Annotated in this window: 17 protein-coding genes; 3 read left to right on the top strand and 14 right to left on the bottom strand. The window is 59.5% G+C overall.

Annotated elements, in window-relative coordinates:
* Positions 1 to 5: 5 nt before the first annotated feature.
* The 4 genes from BMS17_RS09370 to BMS17_RS09385 all read right to left on the bottom strand — a co-directional run bounded on the left by BMS17_RS09370 (position 6) and on the right by BMS17_RS09385 (position 2078).
* Complete coding sequence (locus BMS17_RS09370) at positions 6 to 473, bottom strand: VUT family protein (protein WP_008151608.1); 468 nt, start codon at positions 471 to 473, stop codon at positions 6 to 8.
* Between the two features lie 204 nt (positions 474 to 677).
* Positions 678 to 893, bottom strand: coding sequence for a DUF1289 domain-containing protein (locus BMS17_RS09375; protein WP_077430820.1), 216 nt, complete (start codon positions 891 to 893; stop codon positions 678 to 680).
* A complete protein-coding gene (locus tag BMS17_RS09380; protein WP_034154816.1) occupies positions 890 to 1414 on the bottom strand; it encodes a gamma carbonic anhydrase family protein in 525 nt (174 codons plus the stop codon). Before BMS17_RS09380 ends, BMS17_RS09375 begins: the two co-directional genes overlap by 4 nt.
* 64 nt (positions 1415 to 1478) lie before the next feature.
* Positions 1479 to 2078 (bottom strand): CoA pyrophosphatase, encoded by a 600-nt coding sequence (locus tag BMS17_RS09385; RefSeq protein ID WP_007944856.1) that lies wholly within the window; start codon positions 2076 to 2078, stop codon positions 1479 to 1481.
* 146 nt (positions 2079 to 2224) lie between these two features.
* Between BMS17_RS09385 and BMS17_RS09390 the strand changes: the two genes are divergently transcribed.
* Together BMS17_RS09390 and BMS17_RS09395 are read left to right on the top strand one after the other, a co-directional pair.
* The gene (locus BMS17_RS09390; protein ID WP_046029009.1) at positions 2225 to 2776 is read left to right on the top strand and encodes an NUDIX hydrolase; all 552 of its coding nucleotides are present in this window, start codon (positions 2225 to 2227) and stop codon (positions 2774 to 2776) included.
* A gap of 50 nt (positions 2777 to 2826) precedes the next feature.
* Positions 2827 to 3330: a murein L,D-transpeptidase family protein gene (locus BMS17_RS09395; RefSeq protein WP_046029007.1), complete on the top strand. Its 504-nt coding sequence runs from the start codon at positions 2827 to 2829 to the stop codon at positions 3328 to 3330.
* Positions 3331 to 3430: 100 nt separating this feature from the next.
* Here BMS17_RS09395 and BMS17_RS09400 read toward each other — a convergent pair whose 3' ends face one another.
* A complete protein-coding gene (locus BMS17_RS09400; protein ID WP_046029005.1) occupies positions 3431 to 3742 on the bottom strand; it encodes a YqfO family protein in 312 nt (103 codons plus the stop codon).
* A gap of 20 nt (positions 3743 to 3762) precedes the next feature.
* A complete protein-coding gene (purL, locus tag BMS17_RS09405; RefSeq protein ID WP_077430821.1) occupies positions 3763 to 7659 on the bottom strand; it encodes a phosphoribosylformylglycinamidine synthase in 3897 nt (1298 codons plus the stop codon).
* Positions 7660 to 7933: 274 nt separating this feature from the next.
* Between purL and mltF the strand changes: the two genes are divergently transcribed.
* On the top strand, positions 7934 to 9394 hold the full coding sequence (gene mltF, locus BMS17_RS09410; protein ID WP_077430822.1) for a membrane-bound lytic murein transglycosylase MltF: 1461 nt from the start codon (positions 7934 to 7936) through the stop codon (positions 9392 to 9394).
* A 125-nt stretch (positions 9395 to 9519) separates the two neighbouring features.
* Here the strand turns inward: mltF and pdxJ are convergent, their stop codons facing one another.
* The 8 genes from pdxJ to lptF all read right to left on the bottom strand — a co-directional run bounded on the left by pdxJ (position 9520) and on the right by lptF (position 17946).
* The gene (gene pdxJ / locus BMS17_RS09415) at positions 9520 to 10263 is read right to left on the bottom strand and encodes a pyridoxine 5'-phosphate synthase (RefSeq protein WP_046029001.1); all 744 of its coding nucleotides are present in this window, start codon (positions 10261 to 10263) and stop codon (positions 9520 to 9522) included.
* Positions 10264 to 10311: 48 nt separating this feature from the next.
* Positions 10312 to 10998, bottom strand: coding sequence for a DNA repair protein RecO (gene recO, locus BMS17_RS09420; RefSeq protein WP_077430823.1), 687 nt, complete (start codon positions 10996 to 10998; stop codon positions 10312 to 10314).
* A 173-nt stretch (positions 10999 to 11171) separates the two neighbouring features.
* The gene (era, locus tag BMS17_RS09425; protein WP_046028999.1) at positions 11172 to 12074 is read right to left on the bottom strand and encodes a GTPase Era; all 903 of its coding nucleotides are present in this window, start codon (positions 12072 to 12074) and stop codon (positions 11172 to 11174) included.
* The gene (rnc, locus tag BMS17_RS09430) at positions 12067 to 12756 is read right to left on the bottom strand and encodes a ribonuclease III (protein ID WP_017340629.1); all 690 of its coding nucleotides are present in this window, start codon (positions 12754 to 12756) and stop codon (positions 12067 to 12069) included. The genes era and rnc overlap by 8 nt, the downstream gene beginning before the upstream one ends.
* A gap of 185 nt (positions 12757 to 12941) precedes the next feature.
* The gene (gene lepB, locus BMS17_RS09435) at positions 12942 to 13796 is read right to left on the bottom strand and encodes a signal peptidase I (protein ID WP_046028998.1); all 855 of its coding nucleotides are present in this window, start codon (positions 13794 to 13796) and stop codon (positions 12942 to 12944) included.
* Positions 13797 to 13801: 5 nt separating this feature from the next.
* Entirely contained in the window at positions 13802 to 15601 is a 1800-nt protein-coding gene (lepA, locus tag BMS17_RS09440; RefSeq protein WP_046028997.1) for a translation elongation factor 4, read from the bottom strand.
* A 172-nt stretch (positions 15602 to 15773) separates the two neighbouring features.
* Complete coding sequence (gene lptG, locus BMS17_RS09445) at positions 15774 to 16835, bottom strand: LPS export ABC transporter permease LptG (RefSeq protein WP_046028996.1); 1062 nt, start codon at positions 16833 to 16835, stop codon at positions 15774 to 15776.
* Positions 16828 to 17946 (bottom strand): LPS export ABC transporter permease LptF, encoded by a 1119-nt coding sequence (gene lptF, locus BMS17_RS09450; protein WP_046028995.1) that lies wholly within the window; start codon positions 17944 to 17946, stop codon positions 16828 to 16830. Before lptF ends, lptG begins: the two co-directional genes overlap by 8 nt.
* Positions 17947 to 18166: the final 220 nt, after the last annotated feature.

The following is an 18166-nucleotide window of genomic DNA, read 5'->3' on the forward strand; positions in this document are numbered from 1 at the left end:
TGGCTTCAGCTGACGACGGCCTGTTTGCGCAAGCGCCAGGCCATGATCAGCCACACGGCGGTCACGCCCGCGAACTTCGAGCCCATGGCCGTGAGGATCACGGCCGGGGTGAACGCGTCGATCATGCCAAAGAAGATAAAGGTATCGAGGGGAATGCTCAGCGCCGAACTTATCCACAGGCGGTCGTGCAGCGGGCGCTTGGTGATGCTGAACACCAGCCAGTCGATGCACTCGGACACGGCAAACGCCGTGGCGCTGGCCAAGGCAATGGACGGATCGGAGGTGACATAGGACAGGACCAGCGCCGCCAGCATCGCGGCGATGGCGCCGTGACCGAAACGGGTCTGCACCATGTCGCGCAACACGAACACCAGACCACCCCAGGCCGACCAGATGATGTCCAGGTGCGGAGCGGTGGAAAAGGCGTAGTTGATCAGCACGACGCTGCTGATGTAAGCGATCAGGAAGAGCATGGGGCGTGGGGATACCTGTCAATTTGGCGCACAGATTACTTCAGCCCTGCCCAACAACCAAACCCGAACACGAACCTGTAGCAGCTGGCGCAGCCTGCGTCCGACTGCGAAGCAGTCGTAAAATCAGGCCATTGAGCCATTCAGGCAAACCTCACGCTCAGGATCTACGACTGCTACGCAGCCGGACGCAGCCTTCGCCAGCTGCTACAGGTCCGGGGTTTTACCGATCATCCAGACCAGCCCGCTGGACTTGGCCCGTTCATGACACAACCCCAACACCGCGCGGCGCTCGTCGTTGGTCATCCGGCTCCAGCGGGTAATCTCTTCCACCGTGCGCTGGCACCCGGTGCAAATATCATCCTCGTCCAACGCGCAAATGTTCACGCAGGGCGATAGCACCGGTCGTTCAGTGGCGCTCATTCTTCCTGCTCGACCAGATCACGGGCATAGCGTTGCGAGTTATGCACATAGTGAGCGGCGCTGGCCTCCAGCATCTTCTTCTGCGGCTCGGTCAGCTCACGCACCACTTTGCCCGGCGAGCCCATGACCAGCGAACCGTCCGGGATTTCCTTGCCTTCGCCGATCAGCGAATTGGCGCCAATGATGCAGTTTTTGCCGATTTTCGCGCCGTTGAGAATCACGGCATTAATACCGATCAAGCTGTAGTCGCCCACGGTGCAACCGTGAAGCATGGCATTGTGGCCGATGGTCACGCCGGTGCCGATGGTCAGCGGGAAGCCCATGTCGGTGTGCATCACGGTGCCGTCCTGGACGTTGCTGTTCTTGCCGATCAGGATCAGTTCGTTGTCGCCGCGCAGTACGGCGTTGAACCAGACATTGGCACCCTCTTCCAGTTTGACCTTGCCCACCAGTACGGCATTGGGTGCGACCCAGCTCTGCGGGTGGGTTTCGACGCGGGCGTCGCCCAGGCGATATTTCATCTTGTTGTCCTCAAGGCCAGGCAGGCTTATGCACAGCACGGTTCACGCCATACGAACGATGGCTTCAGGTGTTGATAAAACTCTTGGGCGGTTGATGCAGGCTGATTTTCGCGTCATAGAGCAGATTGATCAACTCGACGATCATAATCGCCGTGAGGCCCCAGATTTTGTATTCGCCATACCGATAGCTCGGAACGTACCAGCTACGGCCCTGGTAATCGATGCGATGGGTGTGTTCGCGCGGGTCCTTGCGGAAAAACTCGAGCGGCACGCTAAAGACGGCGGCGATCTCGGCATCGTTGGCCCGGTACTCGACAAAATCCGGAATCACCCCGACATAGGGTGTGACCTTGATACCGTGCAGGGAGATCAGCGGGCTAAGCGGGCCGATCACTTCAACCAGACCCGGCGGCAAGCCAATTTCTTCTTCAGCCTCACGTAGCGCGGTGAAAATCAGGTCGGGGTCCTCGGGATCGCGACGACCACCGGGAAAGGCCACTTCACCACCATGGGTCGAGAGCCCGCTGGCGCGCAGGGTCAGAACCAGTTCCGGCTCATCACTGCGAGTGATGGGCACCAGTACCGCGGCTTCCGGGAAACGCTTGTCGGTTTCCAGTGTGCGAGGGGTGTGGTTACTAACTCGATGCAGTAGCTCGTCCAGCATGAGACTTCTCGATTTATTCGCTACTTTGCATCATGCACCAATCGAACCGAGCGCCCAACCCCATAACCATTGCATGTCGCTAAACGACAACTTGCCGACAGACACCGCCGCACGCCAAGATAGGCGCAGCATTCAGGAACCCAAGCATGAAATTTTGCAGTCAGTGCGGCAACCCGGTGACCCAGCGCATTCCCGAAGGCGATTCGCGCCTGCGATTTGTCTGCGACAGCTGTCAGGCGATTCACTACCAGAACCCCAATATCGTCGCTGGCTGTGTCGCGACCTGGGGCTCGAAAGTGTTGCTGTGTCGACGTGCCATCGAGCCACGACTCGGTTACTGGACCCTTCCAGCCGGCTTCATGGAAAACGGTGAAACCATCGAGCAGGCGGCTATTCGCGAAACCGCCGAAGAAGCCTGTGCGCGGGTGCGCAACCTGAAGATCTATACGCTGATCGACGTACCCCACATCAGCCAGGTGCATGTATTCTTTCGCGCAGAGCTGGCGGACCTGGACTTTTCTGCCGGTCCGGAGAGCCTGGAGGTGCAGCTTTTCGATGAAGCCGACATCCCTTGGTCCGAGCTGGCTTTCCGCACAGTGGGCCGTACCCTAGAATGCTTCTTCGCTGACCGACGGACCGAGGTCTACCCCGTGCGTTCCGAGTCGATCCCGCCGCTCGCTCAGCCTGCCAATACTTAAAAAACACCTATAACTAAAAATAGCCGACACCTCCTAGGGATATCGTTTCAATGCGCTGGTTGCTTGCCCTGTTTTGCTTGTCGTTCGTCACGGTATCCCAGGCTTCTGCCGCGGGAACCCTGAACGGCAAAGCCATCGATAAAATTCTGGTCATCAAGTCCACCCACCAATTGCAATTGATCAATGACGGCCAGCCGCTCAAGACCTATCGCATTTCCCTGGGTAAACGCCCCAAGGGACCGAAGCTGATGGAGGGCGACAAACGCACCCCGGAAGGCTTCTACTGGGTGGATTGGCGCAAGACCAGCGACAATTTCAACCTGGCGATGCACATCTCCTACCCGAACATCAGCGACTCTGCGCGCGCTCGACGCGAAGGCGTCGCACCGGGTGGCATGATCATGATCCACGGAACTCCAGACACTGAAGACACCCCTGAAGACCTGTTCCACACCCTGGACTGGACCGACGGCTGCATTGCCATGCGCAACATGGACATGCGTGAAGTCTGGAACCTGGTGCCGGACGGCACGATGATCGAAATCCGCCCGTAATCCGTACCCTCAGTAGAAGCGCTGCATCCATCAATTCGCAGACAATAAAAAACCCGCTGAAATCGCTTTCAGCGGGTTTTTCGTTTAAGCGCTTGAAGGATCAGAAATCCTCCAGCCGCCACACCTCATAAGCCGGCGTCTCGTAGGGATGGCTCTCTTTCAGCGCCAACACCACCGCCCGAATCAACTCATCGCTGACCACCAGCTCAACCTTCCATTCCTCAACCTGCTCGACCTGCCCCGCTTCGCCAATGAACGGCTGACTACCATCCAACGGGCGAAACTGGCCGAGGCCGAGCACTTGCCAGGCGCAATGGTCGTAAGCGCCGATCCGTCCGCCACCGGCGGCGAATACGGCACTCTTCACGTCTTCGACGTGACTGGCTGGAACAAAAAAACTGAGTTTGTACACAGCTGTCAGTTAACCCGCTTTTAGTTTACCCAGACCCGAGCGTTACGGAACATACGCATCCAAGGTGCGTCTTCGTTCCAGTCTTCCGAACGCCACGAGTTCTGCACGGCGCGGAACACACGTTCCGGGTGCGGCATCATGATCGTTACGCGACCGTCGCGGCTGGTCAAACCGGTGATCCCGCGCGGCGAGCCGTTCGGGTTGGCCGGGTATTTTTCGGTGACCTTGCCGTGGTTGTCGACGAAACGCATCGCCACGCAACCCGACAGATCGGCTTCCAGCAGTGCTTCTTCGCTGGCGAACTCGGCATGGCCTTCGCCGTGAGCGATGGCGATCGGCATGCGCGAACCGGCCATGCCTTGCAGGAAGATCGAGTTCGACTCCTGGACCTGAACCATGGCCACGCGTGCTTCGAACTGCTCGGAGCGGTTACGCACGAAGTGCGGCCAGAACTCGCTGCCCGGGATCAGTTCGTGCAGGTTGGACATCATCTGGCAACCGTTGCACACGCCGAGGGTGAAGCTGTCGGTACGTTCGAAGAAACCCTGGAACGCATCGCGAGCACGGCTGTTGAACAGTGCGGACTTGGCCCAGCCTTCGCCGGCGCCGAGTACGTCGCCGTAGGAGAAACCACCGCACGCCACCAGACCTTTGAACTCGTTCAGGTCGACACGGCCGGCCAGAATGTCGCTCATGTGCACGTCGATCGCGTTGAAACCTGCGCGGTCGAACGCGGCCGCCATTTCCACCTGACCGTTGACGCCCTGCTCACGCAGCACGGCAACCTGTGGGCGGATGCCTTTCTTGATGTAAGGCGCGGCGACGTCCTGGTTGACGTCGAAGCTGAGCTTGACGCTCAGGCCCGGGTTTTCTTCTTCCAGCAGCACGTCGAACTCTTGCTCGGCGCAGTCGGCGTTATCACGCAGACGCTGGATCTGGTAGCTGGTTTCGGCCCACTGACGTTGCAGCAGACGACGCTGACCTTCGAACACGGTGTCGCCGTTGAAGGTGATGCTGATCTGGCCGTTGTTCATCGGCTGACCGATCACCGACACGCAGTCGCCCAAGCCAGCCGCGCTGAACTGCGCAAGGATGTCCGGGGTCGAGTCCTGACGAACCTGAATCACAGCGCCCAGCTCTTCGTTGAACAGGATCGCCGCGATGTCGGCGGAAGTTTCCGCCAGGCCGTCGAGGTTCAGGCTCAGGCCGCAGTGGCCGGCGAAGGCCATTTCCACCACGCTGGTCAGCAGACCACCGTCGGAACGGTCGTGGTAAGCCAGCAGGTGACCGTCGGCGTTGAGGCCCTGGATCACGGCGAAGAAGGCCTTGAGGTCTTCGGCATCGTCCACGTCCGGCGCTTGCGAACCGAGCTTGCCGTGAACCTGAGCCAGGATCGAGGCGCCCATGCGGTTCTGGCCACGGCCCAGATCGATCAGGATCAGGTCAGTGGTGCCCTTGTTCATGCGCAGTTCCGGCGTCAGGGTCTGACGGATGTCAGCCACAGGCGCGAAACCGGTCACGATCAGGGACATTGGCGAGGTCACGGTCTTGTCGACGCCTTCATCGCTCCAGCGTGTGGCCATGGACATGGAGTCCTTGCCCACCGGAATGGTGATGCCCAGCTCAGGGCACAGTTCCATGCCGACCGCTTTCACGGTGTCGTACAGACGCGCGTCTTCGCCCGGGTGACCGGCAGCGGACATCCAGTTGGCCGACAGTTTGATGTCGGAAATCTTGTTGATGCGCGAAGCCGCGATGTTGGTCAGGGTTTCGCCAATGGCCATGCGGCCCGACGCCGGAGCGTTCAGCAATGCCAGCGGAGTACGCTCGCCCATCGCCATGGCTTCACCGGTGTAAACGTCGAAGCTGGTGGCGGTGACGGCAACGTCAGCCACCGGAACCTGCCACGGGCCAACCATCTGGTCACGGGCCACAAGGCCGGTGATGGTGCGGTCGCCGATGGTGATCAGGAAGCTTTTGCTCGCCACGGCCGGGTGATGCAGAACGCGCTCGACGCAGTCGGCAATCGCCAGCGTCGACGGATCGAAGTCATCGCCCAGTTCGCTTTCGCGAACGGCCGAGCGGTGCATGCGCGGCGCTTTGCCCAGCAACACTTCCAGTGGCATGTCCACCGGGCTGTTGCCGAAGTGGCTATCCGTGACAGTCAGTTGCGGTTCGGCAGTGGCTTCGCCGACGACGGCGAACGGGCAACGCTCGCGTTCGCAGATCGCTTTGAAACGCTCGAAGTCAGCCGGGCCGACTGCCAGAACGTAGCGCTCCTGGGATTCGTTACTCCAGATTTCGTGCGGGGCCATGCCCGGCTCGTCGTTTGGAATGTTGCGCAATTCGAAACGGCCACCACGGTCGCCGTCGTTGACCAGTTCCGGGAAGGCGTTGGACAGACCGCCTGCGCCCACGTCGTGGATGAAGCTGATCGGGTTCTTGTCACCCAACTGCCAGCAACGGTCGATCACTTCCTGGCAACGGCGCTCCATCTCAGGGTTTTCGCGCTGTACGGAAGCGAAGTCCAGGTCAGCCGAGCTGGTGCCCGTGGCCATGGAGGAAGCAGCGCCGCCGCCCAGGCCGATCAGCATTGCCGGGCCACCCAGCACGATCAGCTTGGAGCCAACGATGATTTCGCCTTTCTGCACGTGTTCGGCACGGATGTTACCCATGCCGCCGGCCAGCATGATCGGCTTGTGGTAACCACGAACTTCGTCGCCACGCGGGGTGGTGATCGACTGTTCGAAGGTACGGAAGTAACCGGTCAGGGCCGGACGACCGAATTCGTTGTTGAACGCGGCGCCACCCAGTGGGCCTTCGATCATAATGTCCAGCGCGGTGACGATGCGCTCAGGCTTGCCGTACGGCACTTCCCACGGCTGTTCGAAGCCCGGGATTTGCAGGTTGGATACGGTGAAACCGGTCAGGCCAGCCTTCGGCTTGGCGCCACGACCGGTCGCGCCTTCGTCACGAATCTCACCGCCACTGCCGGTGGATGCGCCCGGGAACGGGGCAATCGCAGTCGGGTGGTTGTGGGTTTCGACTTTCATCAGGATGTGCACCGGTTCCTGCACCGCGCCGTACTGGCGGGTTTCAGGGTCCGGGAAGAAACGGCCGGCGACGTTGCCGACGATGACCGAGGCGTTGTCCTTATAAGCCGACAGAACGCCTTCGCTGTGCATCACGTAGGTGTTCTTGATCATGCCGAACAGGCTTTTTTCCTGGCTCTGGCCGTCGATATCCCAACTGGCGTTGAAGATCTTGTGGCGGCAGTGCTCGGAGTTCGCCTGGGCGAACATCATCAGTTCGATGTCGTGCGGGTTGCGCTTCAAGCCGACGAAGGCGTTGACCAAGTAGTCGATTTCGTCTTCGGCCAAGGCCAGGCCCAGCTCGGTGTTGGCTTTTTCCAGCGCGGCGCGGCCGCCACCCAGCACGTCGATCGCGGTCAGCGGCTTCGGTTCGGCGTGGCTGAACAGGCCGGCGGCCTGTTCGAGGTTGGCCAGAACGATTTGCGTCATGCGGTCGTGCAAGGTGTCGGAGATCAGCTGTGCTTCGGCATCGCTGAACTGACCGGCTACATAGAACGCGATGCCGCGTTCCAGGCGCTGGATCTTGCTCAGGCCGCAGTTGCGAGCGATATCGCTGGCTTTACTGGACCACGGCGAGATGGTGCCGAAACGCGGCAACACCAGGAACAGACGACCGGTCGGCTCTTGTACCGGAACACTTGGGCCGTACTTCAGAAGGCGCGCGAGCACCTGCTGTTCGTCGCCGGTCAGGACGCCGGTAACTTCGGCGAAGTGAGCGAATTCAGCATACAAGCCGCTGACAGCCGGGACCTTCTGGCTCAGTTGCTCAAGGAGTTTGCTGTGGCGAAAGGCAGAAAGGGCAGGAGCGCCGCGCAGGATCAACATCTTCGGGACAGCCTCGGGAAGGGGTGTGCTTTGAGGCCGTGCATTCTAGCCTAAACCGCCCGCGACATCACCCGAAACGGTACGGGTGGCTGCACCCGGGTGTCGGACCGTAGATCCGGGTCTGCAAATGGCGCTTAAAAAGGGTTATTTTTTCTGTCACAAAATGCGCTGCGGACCCATTCCTGCGGGCTCTGGAGCCGTTTTCAATTGCCTAGCAGACAAGCCCTTCGCTGTCGAGATATGGCGGCCGTGGTCCTTTGCGTATACTGCGCAGATGTTTTCCCCAATGGCTTTGCGTCCGCGGTACGCCAAATGGCTGATCGCAACCGGACTCTTCCTGGTGCTCAGTGGATGTGTTGATAAACCCAACACGCTGGAGCGCGTAAAGGAGGATGGCGTGCTGCGGGTGGTTACCCGAAACAGTCCCGCCACCTACTTCCAGGATCGCAACGGTGAAACCGGCTTCGAATACGAGCTGGTGAAGCGCTTCGCCGACGATCTGGGGGTGGAGCTCAAGATCGAGACCGCCGACAACCTCGACGACCTGTTCAATCAGGTGGGCACGCCTAACGGCCCGGTGTTGGCGGCTGCCGGCCTGGTCAGCAGCGAGGCACGCAAAAAGCAGGTCAGGTTTTCCCACTCTTACCTGGAAGTCACCCCACAGGTCATCTACCGCAACGGTCAGTCACGGCCAACTGATGCGGGTGATCTGGTCGGCAAGAAGATCATGGTGCTCAAGGGCAGCACCCACGCCGAGCAGTTGGCTGCGCTTAAACAGAAATATCCCGGCATAGAATACGAAGAGTCCGACGCGGTTGAAGTGGTCGACCTGTTGCGCATGGTCGATGAAGGTCAAATCGACCTGACGCTGGTCGACTCCAATGAAGTGGCGATGAACCAGGTGTACTTCACCAACATTCGCGTCGCCTTCGACCTCGGCGACGCCAGCAACCAGAGCTGGGCGGTGGCCGCCGGCGAAGACAACAGCCTGCTCAACGAGATCAACGCCTACCTCGACAAGGTGCAGAAAAACGGCACCCTGCAACGCCTGAAAGACCGCTACTACGGGCATGTCGATGTACTCGGCTACATGGGCGCCACTACGTTCGCCCAACACCTGCAACAGCGGTTGCCCAAGTACGAGCAGCACTTCAAGGCATACGCCAAGAAAGAAAAAGTCGACTGGCGCCTGCTGGCAGCGATCGGCTATCAGGAATCTTTGTGGCAACCGGCCGTCACGTCCAAGACCGGCGTGCGCGGCCTGATGATGCTGACCCAGAACACCGCGCAAGCCATGGGCGTGTCCAACCGCCTGGACCCCAAGCAAAGCATTATGGGCGGCGCCAAGTACCTGGCCTACATGAAGGATCAACTGGACGAGTCGATTCAGGAACCGGACCGCACATGGTTTGCCCTCGCGGCCTATAACGTTGGCAGCGGTCACCTGGATGACGCGCGCAAACTGGCGGCGAAGGAAGGGCTGAACCCGGACAAGTGGCTGGACGTGAAGAAAATCCTGCCACGCCTGTCAGAGAAGAAGTGGTACAGCAAAACCCGTTACGGCTACGCCCGTGGCGGCGAGCCGGTGCATTTCGTGGCGAACATCCGTCGTTACTACGACATCCTGACTTGGGTCACGCAGCCTCAGCTTGAAGGTGACCAAGTGGCTGAGGGCAAACTGCTTGTGCCTGGGATCGACAAGACCAAGCCTGCTCAAGAGCCTGCGCCGCTTTAACTATCACCAAAATACAATGTGGGAGCGGGCTTGCCCGCGATAGCAGAGTGTCAGTTAACGATTCTATTGACTGACACGACGCCATCGCGGGCAAGCCCGCTCCCACAGGGTTTTGTGTTTGCTCTTTAAGCTTTTGCGGCGGCCAGGATCAACGCTTTCATCTCCGACACCGCCGACTTGAAGCCGACGAACAACGCATGCGCCACGAGCGCGTGGCCGATGTTCAGCTCATTGATGCCTTTGATTGCCGCCACCGCTTCCACGTTGTGGTAGTGCAGACCGTGCCCGGCGTTGACGATCAAACCCTGAGCCAGGCCAAACGCGACACCGTCAGCCACACGCTTGAGTTCCTCAGCCACATCCGTCGGCGTCTCGGCATCGGCGTAACGACCGGTGTGCAGTTCGATGGCGGGGGCACCGACGCGGCGTGAAGCTTCGATCTGCCGCTCATCAGCGTCGATGAACAGCGACACCTCACAGCCAATCTTGGACAGGCGATCGACGGCCGCTTTAATTCGCGCTTCCTGCCCTGCTACGTCGAGGCCACCTTCGGTGGTCAGTTCCTGACGAGTTTCCGGGACCAGGCAAATGTGCGCCGGACGGATGCGCTCGGCGAACACCATCATTTCTTCGGTGACGCCCATTTCGAAGTTCATGCGGGTTTGCAGAACGTCCTTGAGCACCAGAACGTCGCGCTCCTGGATGTGCCGACGGTCTTCGCGCAAATGCACGGTGATACCGTCAGCGCCCGCCTCCTCCGCATCCAGCGCTGCCTTGACCGGGTCCGGATAGCGAGTACCCCGAGCCTGACGCAGGGTGGCAACATGGTCGATGTTCACGCCAAGAAGAATGCGATTGCTGGTGGTCACGGAAGCGCTCCTGAAGAAGGGAAATTCGGTGCACAGCATACGGGGAGACTACGGCTTGCGAAACAACTCGCGACTGACCAGCGGACGACCGCCCAGATGGACAGCAAGCGCCTGACGCATCAAACGCTTGGCCGCTGACAGTGCGCCGGGGGCGGACCAGTCGGCGTCGGCCATGGCCAGCAGTTCGGTGCCATTGAACAGACCGGGTTGCAGCAGGTAGACCCGTTCCAGGCCCGCGTCCACCTGCAGACGGTAGAGCCCGTCCGGGGCAATAGGCTCGCCATGGAGGTCAGTGGTCAGTGCAAAACCGTAACCGAGATCGTCCAGCAAGCGCCATTCGAAGGAGCGCAACAACGGCTCCAGCGGACGACCCTCCGCTAACGCCAGCAACGTCGCAGCATAGTGATCGAACACAGCGGGATGAGGGTCTTCGGCGGGCAGCAGACGAATCAATAGCTCATTGAGATAGAGGCCACTGAACAGCGCCTCGCCATTGAGCCAGGTCGATACACCGGCGCTTTCCATGCGACCGACATTCTTCAACTCCCCCCTCCCACGGAACTCGACCTCCAGCGGCACGAATGGCCGCGCCAACGTCCCGGCCTTGCCCCGCGCACTGCGCAACACCGCCCGCAGCCGACCTTGCGGCGTGAGGAAATCCACCAACGCACTGCTTTCGCGGTAGGCGCGGGAGTGGAGAACGTAGGCGAGTTGGCCGATGGGAGGGTGTGACATGGACGTCAGGGTTCTCTGTGAGCGAGCGCAATTTTACAAACAACCAAAACCAATGTGGGAGCGGGCTTGCCCGCGATGGCGGACTCACATTCAACATCTCTGCCGAACATTACATCCTCATCGCGGGCAAGCCCGCTCCCACAAGGTTCTACGGTGTCTCAGCAACCGAGACGTTACAGGTCGCCGTAACCCAACGAACGCAACGCGCGCTCGTCATCGGACCAGCCGCCTTTCACTTTGACCCAGAGGTTGAGCATGATCTTGGAGTCGAACAACAGTTCCATGTCCTTGCGCGCCTCGGTGCCGATGCGCTTGATGCGCTCGCCCTTGTCACCAATGATGATTTTCTTCTGGCCGTCACGCTCAACGAGGATCAAGGCATGAATGTGCAGGGTCTTGCCCTGCTGCTTGAACTCTTCGATTTCGACGGTGATCTGGTACGGCAGCTCGGCACCCATCTGGCGCATGATCTTCTCGCGCACCAGTTCTGCGGCGAGGAAACGGCTGCTGCGGTCAGTGATCTGGTCCTCCGGGAAGAAGTGATCGTTTTCCGGCAGATGCTCGGCGATCACGCGCTCCAGCGTTTCAAGGTTGTGCCCGTGCTGGGCCGAGATCGGCATGATCTGCGCGTTCGGCAGCTGTTCCTGCAACCAGGTCAGGTGCGGCATCAACTCGGACTTGTCTTCGATACGGTCGGTCTTGTTCAGCGCCACGATCAGCGGGCCGGTCACGTATTGGACGCGCTCGAGGACCATCTGGTCTTCGTCGGTCCACTTGGTGCGGTCAACCACGAAGATCACCACGTCGACGTCTTTCAACGCCGCCGAAGCGGTCTTGTTCATGTAGCGGTTCAGCGCCTTTTCGCCGCCCTTGTGCATGCCCGGGGTATCGACGTAGATCGCCTGCACGGCACCTTCGGTCTTGATCCCCAGCATGTTGTGACGGGTGGTTTGCGGCTTGCGCGAGGTGATTGCCAGCTTCTGACCCAGGATGTGGTTCAGCAGCGTGGACTTGCCCACGTTGGGACGGCCGACGATGGCAACATAGCCACAGCGAGTTGCGGTTGTATCAGTCATTGCCATTCTCCACACCCAGGGCAATCAGTGCTGCGGCGGCCGCTACCTGTTCGGCAATACGACGACTCACACCCTGACCTCGGCTTTTTTCGTTCAGTAAGGTGATTTCGCATTCGACGAAGAACGTCCGGCAATGCGGTTCACCCTGGATATCCACCACTTCGTAACGCGGCAGCTCACAGCCACGCGATTGCAGGAATTCCTGCAGGCGGGTCTTTGGATCTTTGTTGGTGTCGACCAGCGTCAAGCCCTCGAACTCCCCGGCCAGCCAGGCCAGTACGCGCTCACGCGCCACGTCCATGCCGGCGTCCAGGTAGATCGCACCAATCAGCGCTTCCAGGGCATCGGCCAGAATCGACTCGCGACGGAAACCGCCACTTTTCAACTCACCGGAACCCAGGCGCAGGTATTCACCCAGATCAAAACCACGGGCCAGTACGGCCAGGGTCTCACCTTTCACCAAGCGTGCGCGCAAACGCGACAGCTGGCCTTCGCGGGCCAGCGGGAAGCGATCGAACAGCGCCTCGCCTGCGACGAAGTTGAGGATGGCATCACCGAGGAATTCCAGGCGTTCGTTGTTGCGCCCGGCAAAGCTGCGGTGAGTCAGGGCCAGGACCATCAGTTCCTGATCCTTGAAGGTGTAGCCGAGCTGACGCTCTAGACGGCTTAAGGAGACGCTCACGGTTTACCCACGCTGAGTTCGTGGTTGGATTCCACCGCCATCGCCGAGAGTCGACGCAGGCCTGGGACAATTAACGCTGTGTTCAAAAATAACGTCCTGAATATCATTGGCTTCATGCTTCCGGCCCCGAAATCTATCGGTTCCAAAAATGCATTCGGCGCTGTGTTCAACAGCGCCGTGTGTGATTACTTGATCAGGCCAACCCGCGAAAAATTCGGCAGGTGACTGAGTTTAGGTTCCGGCCAGCTCATCCAGACTGCGAAGGCCTTGCCGACGATATTCTTGTCGGGAACCATGCCCAGCAGATCCTTGGGAATAGTTGGATCATCCCAATAGCGACTGTCATTGGAGTTGTCGCGGTTGTCACCCATCATGAAGTAGTGCCCGGCAGGCACGGTCCACGAATGGTCCGGTGTTGCGCGATAGCGGCTCATTTCCTTGCGGATCAGGTGCTCGGCAACGCCGAGTTTTTCCTTATAGAGCTCAGCGCTACCCAGCGTTCCCGGCTCGGAGCCGACCATTTGTTCGGCAATCGATTCGCCGTTGACGAACAGACGCTTGTCAGCAGTGTAGCGAATCTTGTCACCCGGCAGGCCCACTACACGCTTGATGTAGTTGACGTTCGGATCGCTCGGGTAACGGAACACCATCACATCGCCGCGCTGTGGATCACCGACTTCGATGACTTTCTTGTCGATCACCGGCAGGCGGATCCCGTAAGAAAACTTGTTCACCAGAATGAAGTCGCCAACGTCCAGGGTCGGTTTCATCGAGCCGGAAGGAATCTGGAACGGCTCCACCAGGAACGAACGCAGGACCAGCACGATGAACAACACCGGGAAGAACGACTTGCCGTATTCGACCAGCATCGGCTCTTTGTTCAGTTTCTCGACCACCTGCACATCAGGCTGGCTGACGCTACCCTGATAGGAGGCAATGGCGGCACGCCGACGCGGGGCCAGCAAAACCAGATCAAGCAACGCCAACAAGCCGCAGACGAACACGGCGATGACCAGCAACAGCGGGAAATTTAGTGACATAGGACCTAACTATCCAACCTGAGCACTGCAAGGAAGGCTTCTTGTGGAATTTCCACGTTGCCGACTTGCTTCATGCGTTTTTTACCGGCCTTTTGCTTTTCCAGCAGCTTTTTCTTACGGCTGACGTCACCACCGTAGCATTTGGCCAATACGTTCTTTCTCAGCGCCTTGACGGTTGTCCGCGCCACAATCTGCCCGCCAATGGCGGCCTGGATTGCCACGTCGAACATCTGCCGAGGAATCAGTTCCTTCATCTTCTCGGTCAACTGGCGACCTTTGTAGTGCGAGTTGTCACGGTGCACGATCAGCGCCAGGGCGTCGACCTTGTCACCGTTGATCAGCACATCCAGTTTCACCAGGCTGGCCGATTGATAACGATCGAAATGGTAGTCCAGCGAAGCATAGCCGCGACTGGTGGACTTCAGACGGTCGAAGAAGTCCAGCACCACTTCGTTCATCGGCAGGTCGTAGGTCACTTGTACCTGGGAGCCGAGGAACAGCATGTCGACCTGTACGCCGCGTTTCTCGATGCACAGGGTAATGACGTTGCCCAGGTGCTCTTGCGGCACAAGAATATTGGCCCGCACGATCGGTTCGCGCATGTCTTCAATCGAGGACAGGTCCGGGAGTTTCGACGGGTTATCGACGTAGATCGTCTCGCCGGTCTTGAGCAGCAGCTCGAAGATTACCGTCGGCGCCGTGGTGATCAGGTCCAGGTTGTACTCGCGCTCCAGGCGCTCCTGGATGATTTCCATGTGCAGCATGCCGAGGAACCCGCAACGGAAACCGAAGCCCAGAGCATCAGAACTTTCCGGGGTGTACTGCAGGGACGAGTCGTTGAGCGTGAGCTTTTGCAGGGCTTCACGGAAATCTTCGAAGTCGTCGGAGCTGACCGGGAACAGACCGGCGTAAACCTGCGGCTGGATACGTTTGAAGCCTGGTAGTACATCAACGTCCGGCGTCGAGCTCAAGGTCAGGGTGTCGCCCACTGGCGCGCCGTGAATGTCCTTGATGCTGGCGATGATGAAGCCCACTTCACCGGCCTTCAGGTCAACGGTAGGGGTGTGTTTCGGGTTGAATACACCGACGCTGTCCACCAGGTGGATCTTGCCGGTGGATTTGACCAGGATCTTGTCGCCCTTCTTCACACGCCCGTGGCGCACGCGTACCAGGGAAACAACGCCCAGGTAGTTGTCGAACCAGGAATCGATGATCAACGCTTGCAGCGGATCTTCGTAGTTGCCAGTCGGCGCAGGAATGGTGGCGACCAGACGCTCGAGCACTTCGTCGACGCCCAGACCGGTCTTGGCCGAGCACTCGACCGCATCGGTAGCGTCGATGCCAATGATTTTTTCGATTTCTTCTTTAACGCGATCCGGATCGGCCTGCGGCAGGTCGATCTTGTTCAGGACTGGCATGACTTCCAGGCCCTGCTCGATCGCCGTGTAGCAGTTGGCAACCGACTGCGCTTCAACGCCCTGACCGGCATCGACCACCAGCAATGCACCTTCACAGGCCGCCAGCGACCGGCTGACTTCGTAGGTGAAGTCAACGTGGCCGGGGGTGTCAATGAAGTTCAGCTGATACTTGATGCCATCGCGAGCGGTGTAATAAAGGGTAACGCTATGGGCCTTGATGGTGATCCCGCGTTCACGTTCCAGGTCCATGGAGTCCAGCACCTGGGCCTCCATTTCGCGCTCGGCAAGGCCACCGCACATTTGAATGAAGCGGTCGGCCAGCGTCGACTTGCCATGGTCAATGTGGGCGATGATGGAGAAATTGCGGATATGACTCAAATCACTCACGGATCAACACTCAAAAAGGCTGCAGGCATAGCCCGCCGAAAAATAGCCGGGAATTGTACCTGATCCACGGTGCAAGCGTCACGTTCACAGGTCAGACGGCAGGTACAAAAACGCCCCGGTCTTGCGACAGGGGCGTTTCTTCATGACAGGCAACGACAGGAGAGGCCCGTAATCAACCGGCCCGGCGCAACAGCCAGACACCGGCCAGGGCACAGACACCGGCCGGGATCAGCACCGCAAACAGCGGCGAGAAACCGAACACCAGGCTCGAAGGCCCCAGCAAATCCTGGACGATACGGAAGGTGAACCCCACCAGTACGCCGGTGAATACTCGCTGACCGAGGGTCACCGAGCGCAAAGGACCGAAGATGAATGAGATCGCCATCAGGACCAGCGCGGCGGTGACCAACGGCTGCAATACCTTGACCCAAAACGCCAGCCAGTAACGGCCGTTGCTCAAGCCCTGGTCTGCCAGGTAGTGGATGTAACCCCACAGGCCGGAGATCGACAGCGACTCTGGCGCCATGACCACGGTATCCAACAACTGCGGGCTCAGGGCGATTTCCCAGCGCTCGACCGGCGTCGTCACCACTTCGGTGCTTTTTTCATGGAACACCGTGGTCGTGACGTCGGATAGCTGCCAGTGATCCTTGTCGAACTCGGCACGCTTGGCGAAGCTCGATGACAGCATGTGCCGCTCGTTATCAAAGCGATACCGCGTCACGCCATACAGCAGGCCGTTGGGCTGCACGGAGTTGACGTGAATGAACTCCTCGCCCTGGCGATGCCACAGGCCGTGCTTGGCGCTTTGCGCATCGCCGCTGCCTTGAGCCAGCGAGCGATTGGCCTGAGCCGTCACTTCGGTGGCCGGCGCGACGTATTCTCCGATCAGCACGCCTACGGCCATCAGGATCAGCATCGGTTTCATGACCGCCCAGACGATCCGGCCGATCGACACGCCAGCGGCGCGCATGATGGTCAGCTCACTGTTGCTGGCCAGGCTGCCCAGACCAATCAGGCATCCGATCAGCGCGGCCATTGGCAACATGTCGTAAAGACGGCGCGGCGCCGTCAGAAAGACGTAACTGGCAGCATCAAGCAAGGTGTAGGTATCGCTGATTTCCCCCATCTCATCGATGAAGGCGAACAGTGTCGCCAGGCCGAGAATGATCCCCAGTACGGCCAGAATGGCCATGAACACGCTGCTACCGATGTAGCGATCGAGCTTAACCACGAGCCACCTCCAACGCGCTGCGGCGACTCGCCATTTTCAAGCGCAACGGCTCCCAGTACAGCAACCCGAGACCAATGATCAGGAACAACCCGTGAACCCACCACAACCCCAGGGCAGCCGGAATCTTGCCCTTATCAAGGGCACCGCGGGCGGCAATCAGGATGGTCAGGTAAGCCATATAAAGAAGAATCGCCGGCAGCAACTTGAGGAAGCGACCCTGGCGCGGATTGACTCGCGCCAACGGCACCGCCATCAGAGTCACAATGAAAACCAGCAACGGCAGGGACAGCCGCCATTGCAGCTCAGCGCGCAAGCGAGTGTCGTCGCTGCCCATCAATGAACGGGTAGACATTGCATCACGGTCGGTTACTTCGTCGCTGACGTCCGGTTTTGGCAGCAGCACGCCATATTCGTCGTATTTGATCGCACGATAGTCAGCCTGCCCCGGATTACCGTCGTAGCGATAACCGTTGTCGAGAATCAGGTAGCGGTTGCCGTCCGGGCGGATTTCCTGACGGCCTTTTTCAGCCACCAGCACGGAAATCCCGCGATCCTTCTGGTCAGAGTTGGTGTTTTTTTGCGAAATAAACACGCCGCCCAGTTTGATGCGGTCATCTGTCAGCGTTTCGGTGTAGGTCACGCGGGTTCCGTCACGCAGGGCCTGGAAGCGACCCGGCTCGAGGGTGTCGAACTCCGTCAGCGCGTCCTGCTTGTTCAGCAGCAACTGGAACTGATTGGCACCTTGTGGCGCCAGGCTCAGGCTCAACCACGCCACCACCAGCGCAACCAGCGTGGCCGGAAACAGCGTCATGGCGAGCAGACGCTGCTGACTCATACCGGTAGCCGACAGCACCGTCATTTCGCTTTCAAGGTACAGGCGACCGTACGCCAGCAAGATCCCGAGAAACAGGCCCAGAGGCAGGATCAACTGCAGGAAGCCTGGCAGACGGAATCCCATGATCAGGAACAGAGAGCCGGGATCCAGCAGGCCAGCGGCCGCTTGTGCGAGGTATTTGATAAAGCGACCGCTCATGATGATGACCAGCAGCACGGCGCTGACGGCGCTCAAGGTCAACAGGACTTCGCGGGATAGATAACGGAAGACAATCAAACCAGACACTCCAGGGTTGTCAGGCTAAGGCGGCCAAACAAGCAAACGTATCAGGCGACCCACAGGACAGGGCCGCCGAAAAAGATGGCGCATTATCCTGTGATTGAGTGCGCCTGTCACTGCGCATGCTCAAGCTGGCGGTCAATGCGTTGAAGATCGTACAACCGAGGGTTGTCAGGCGCAGGGAGCGAGGTTCAAACTGCGGCCTTTGTCGCAGGCC

Origin of the sequence: Pseudomonas sp. C9 (assembly GCF_002000165.1) — a bacterium.
Taxonomy (GTDB): Bacteria; Pseudomonadota; Gammaproteobacteria; order Pseudomonadales; family Pseudomonadaceae; genus Aquipseudomonas.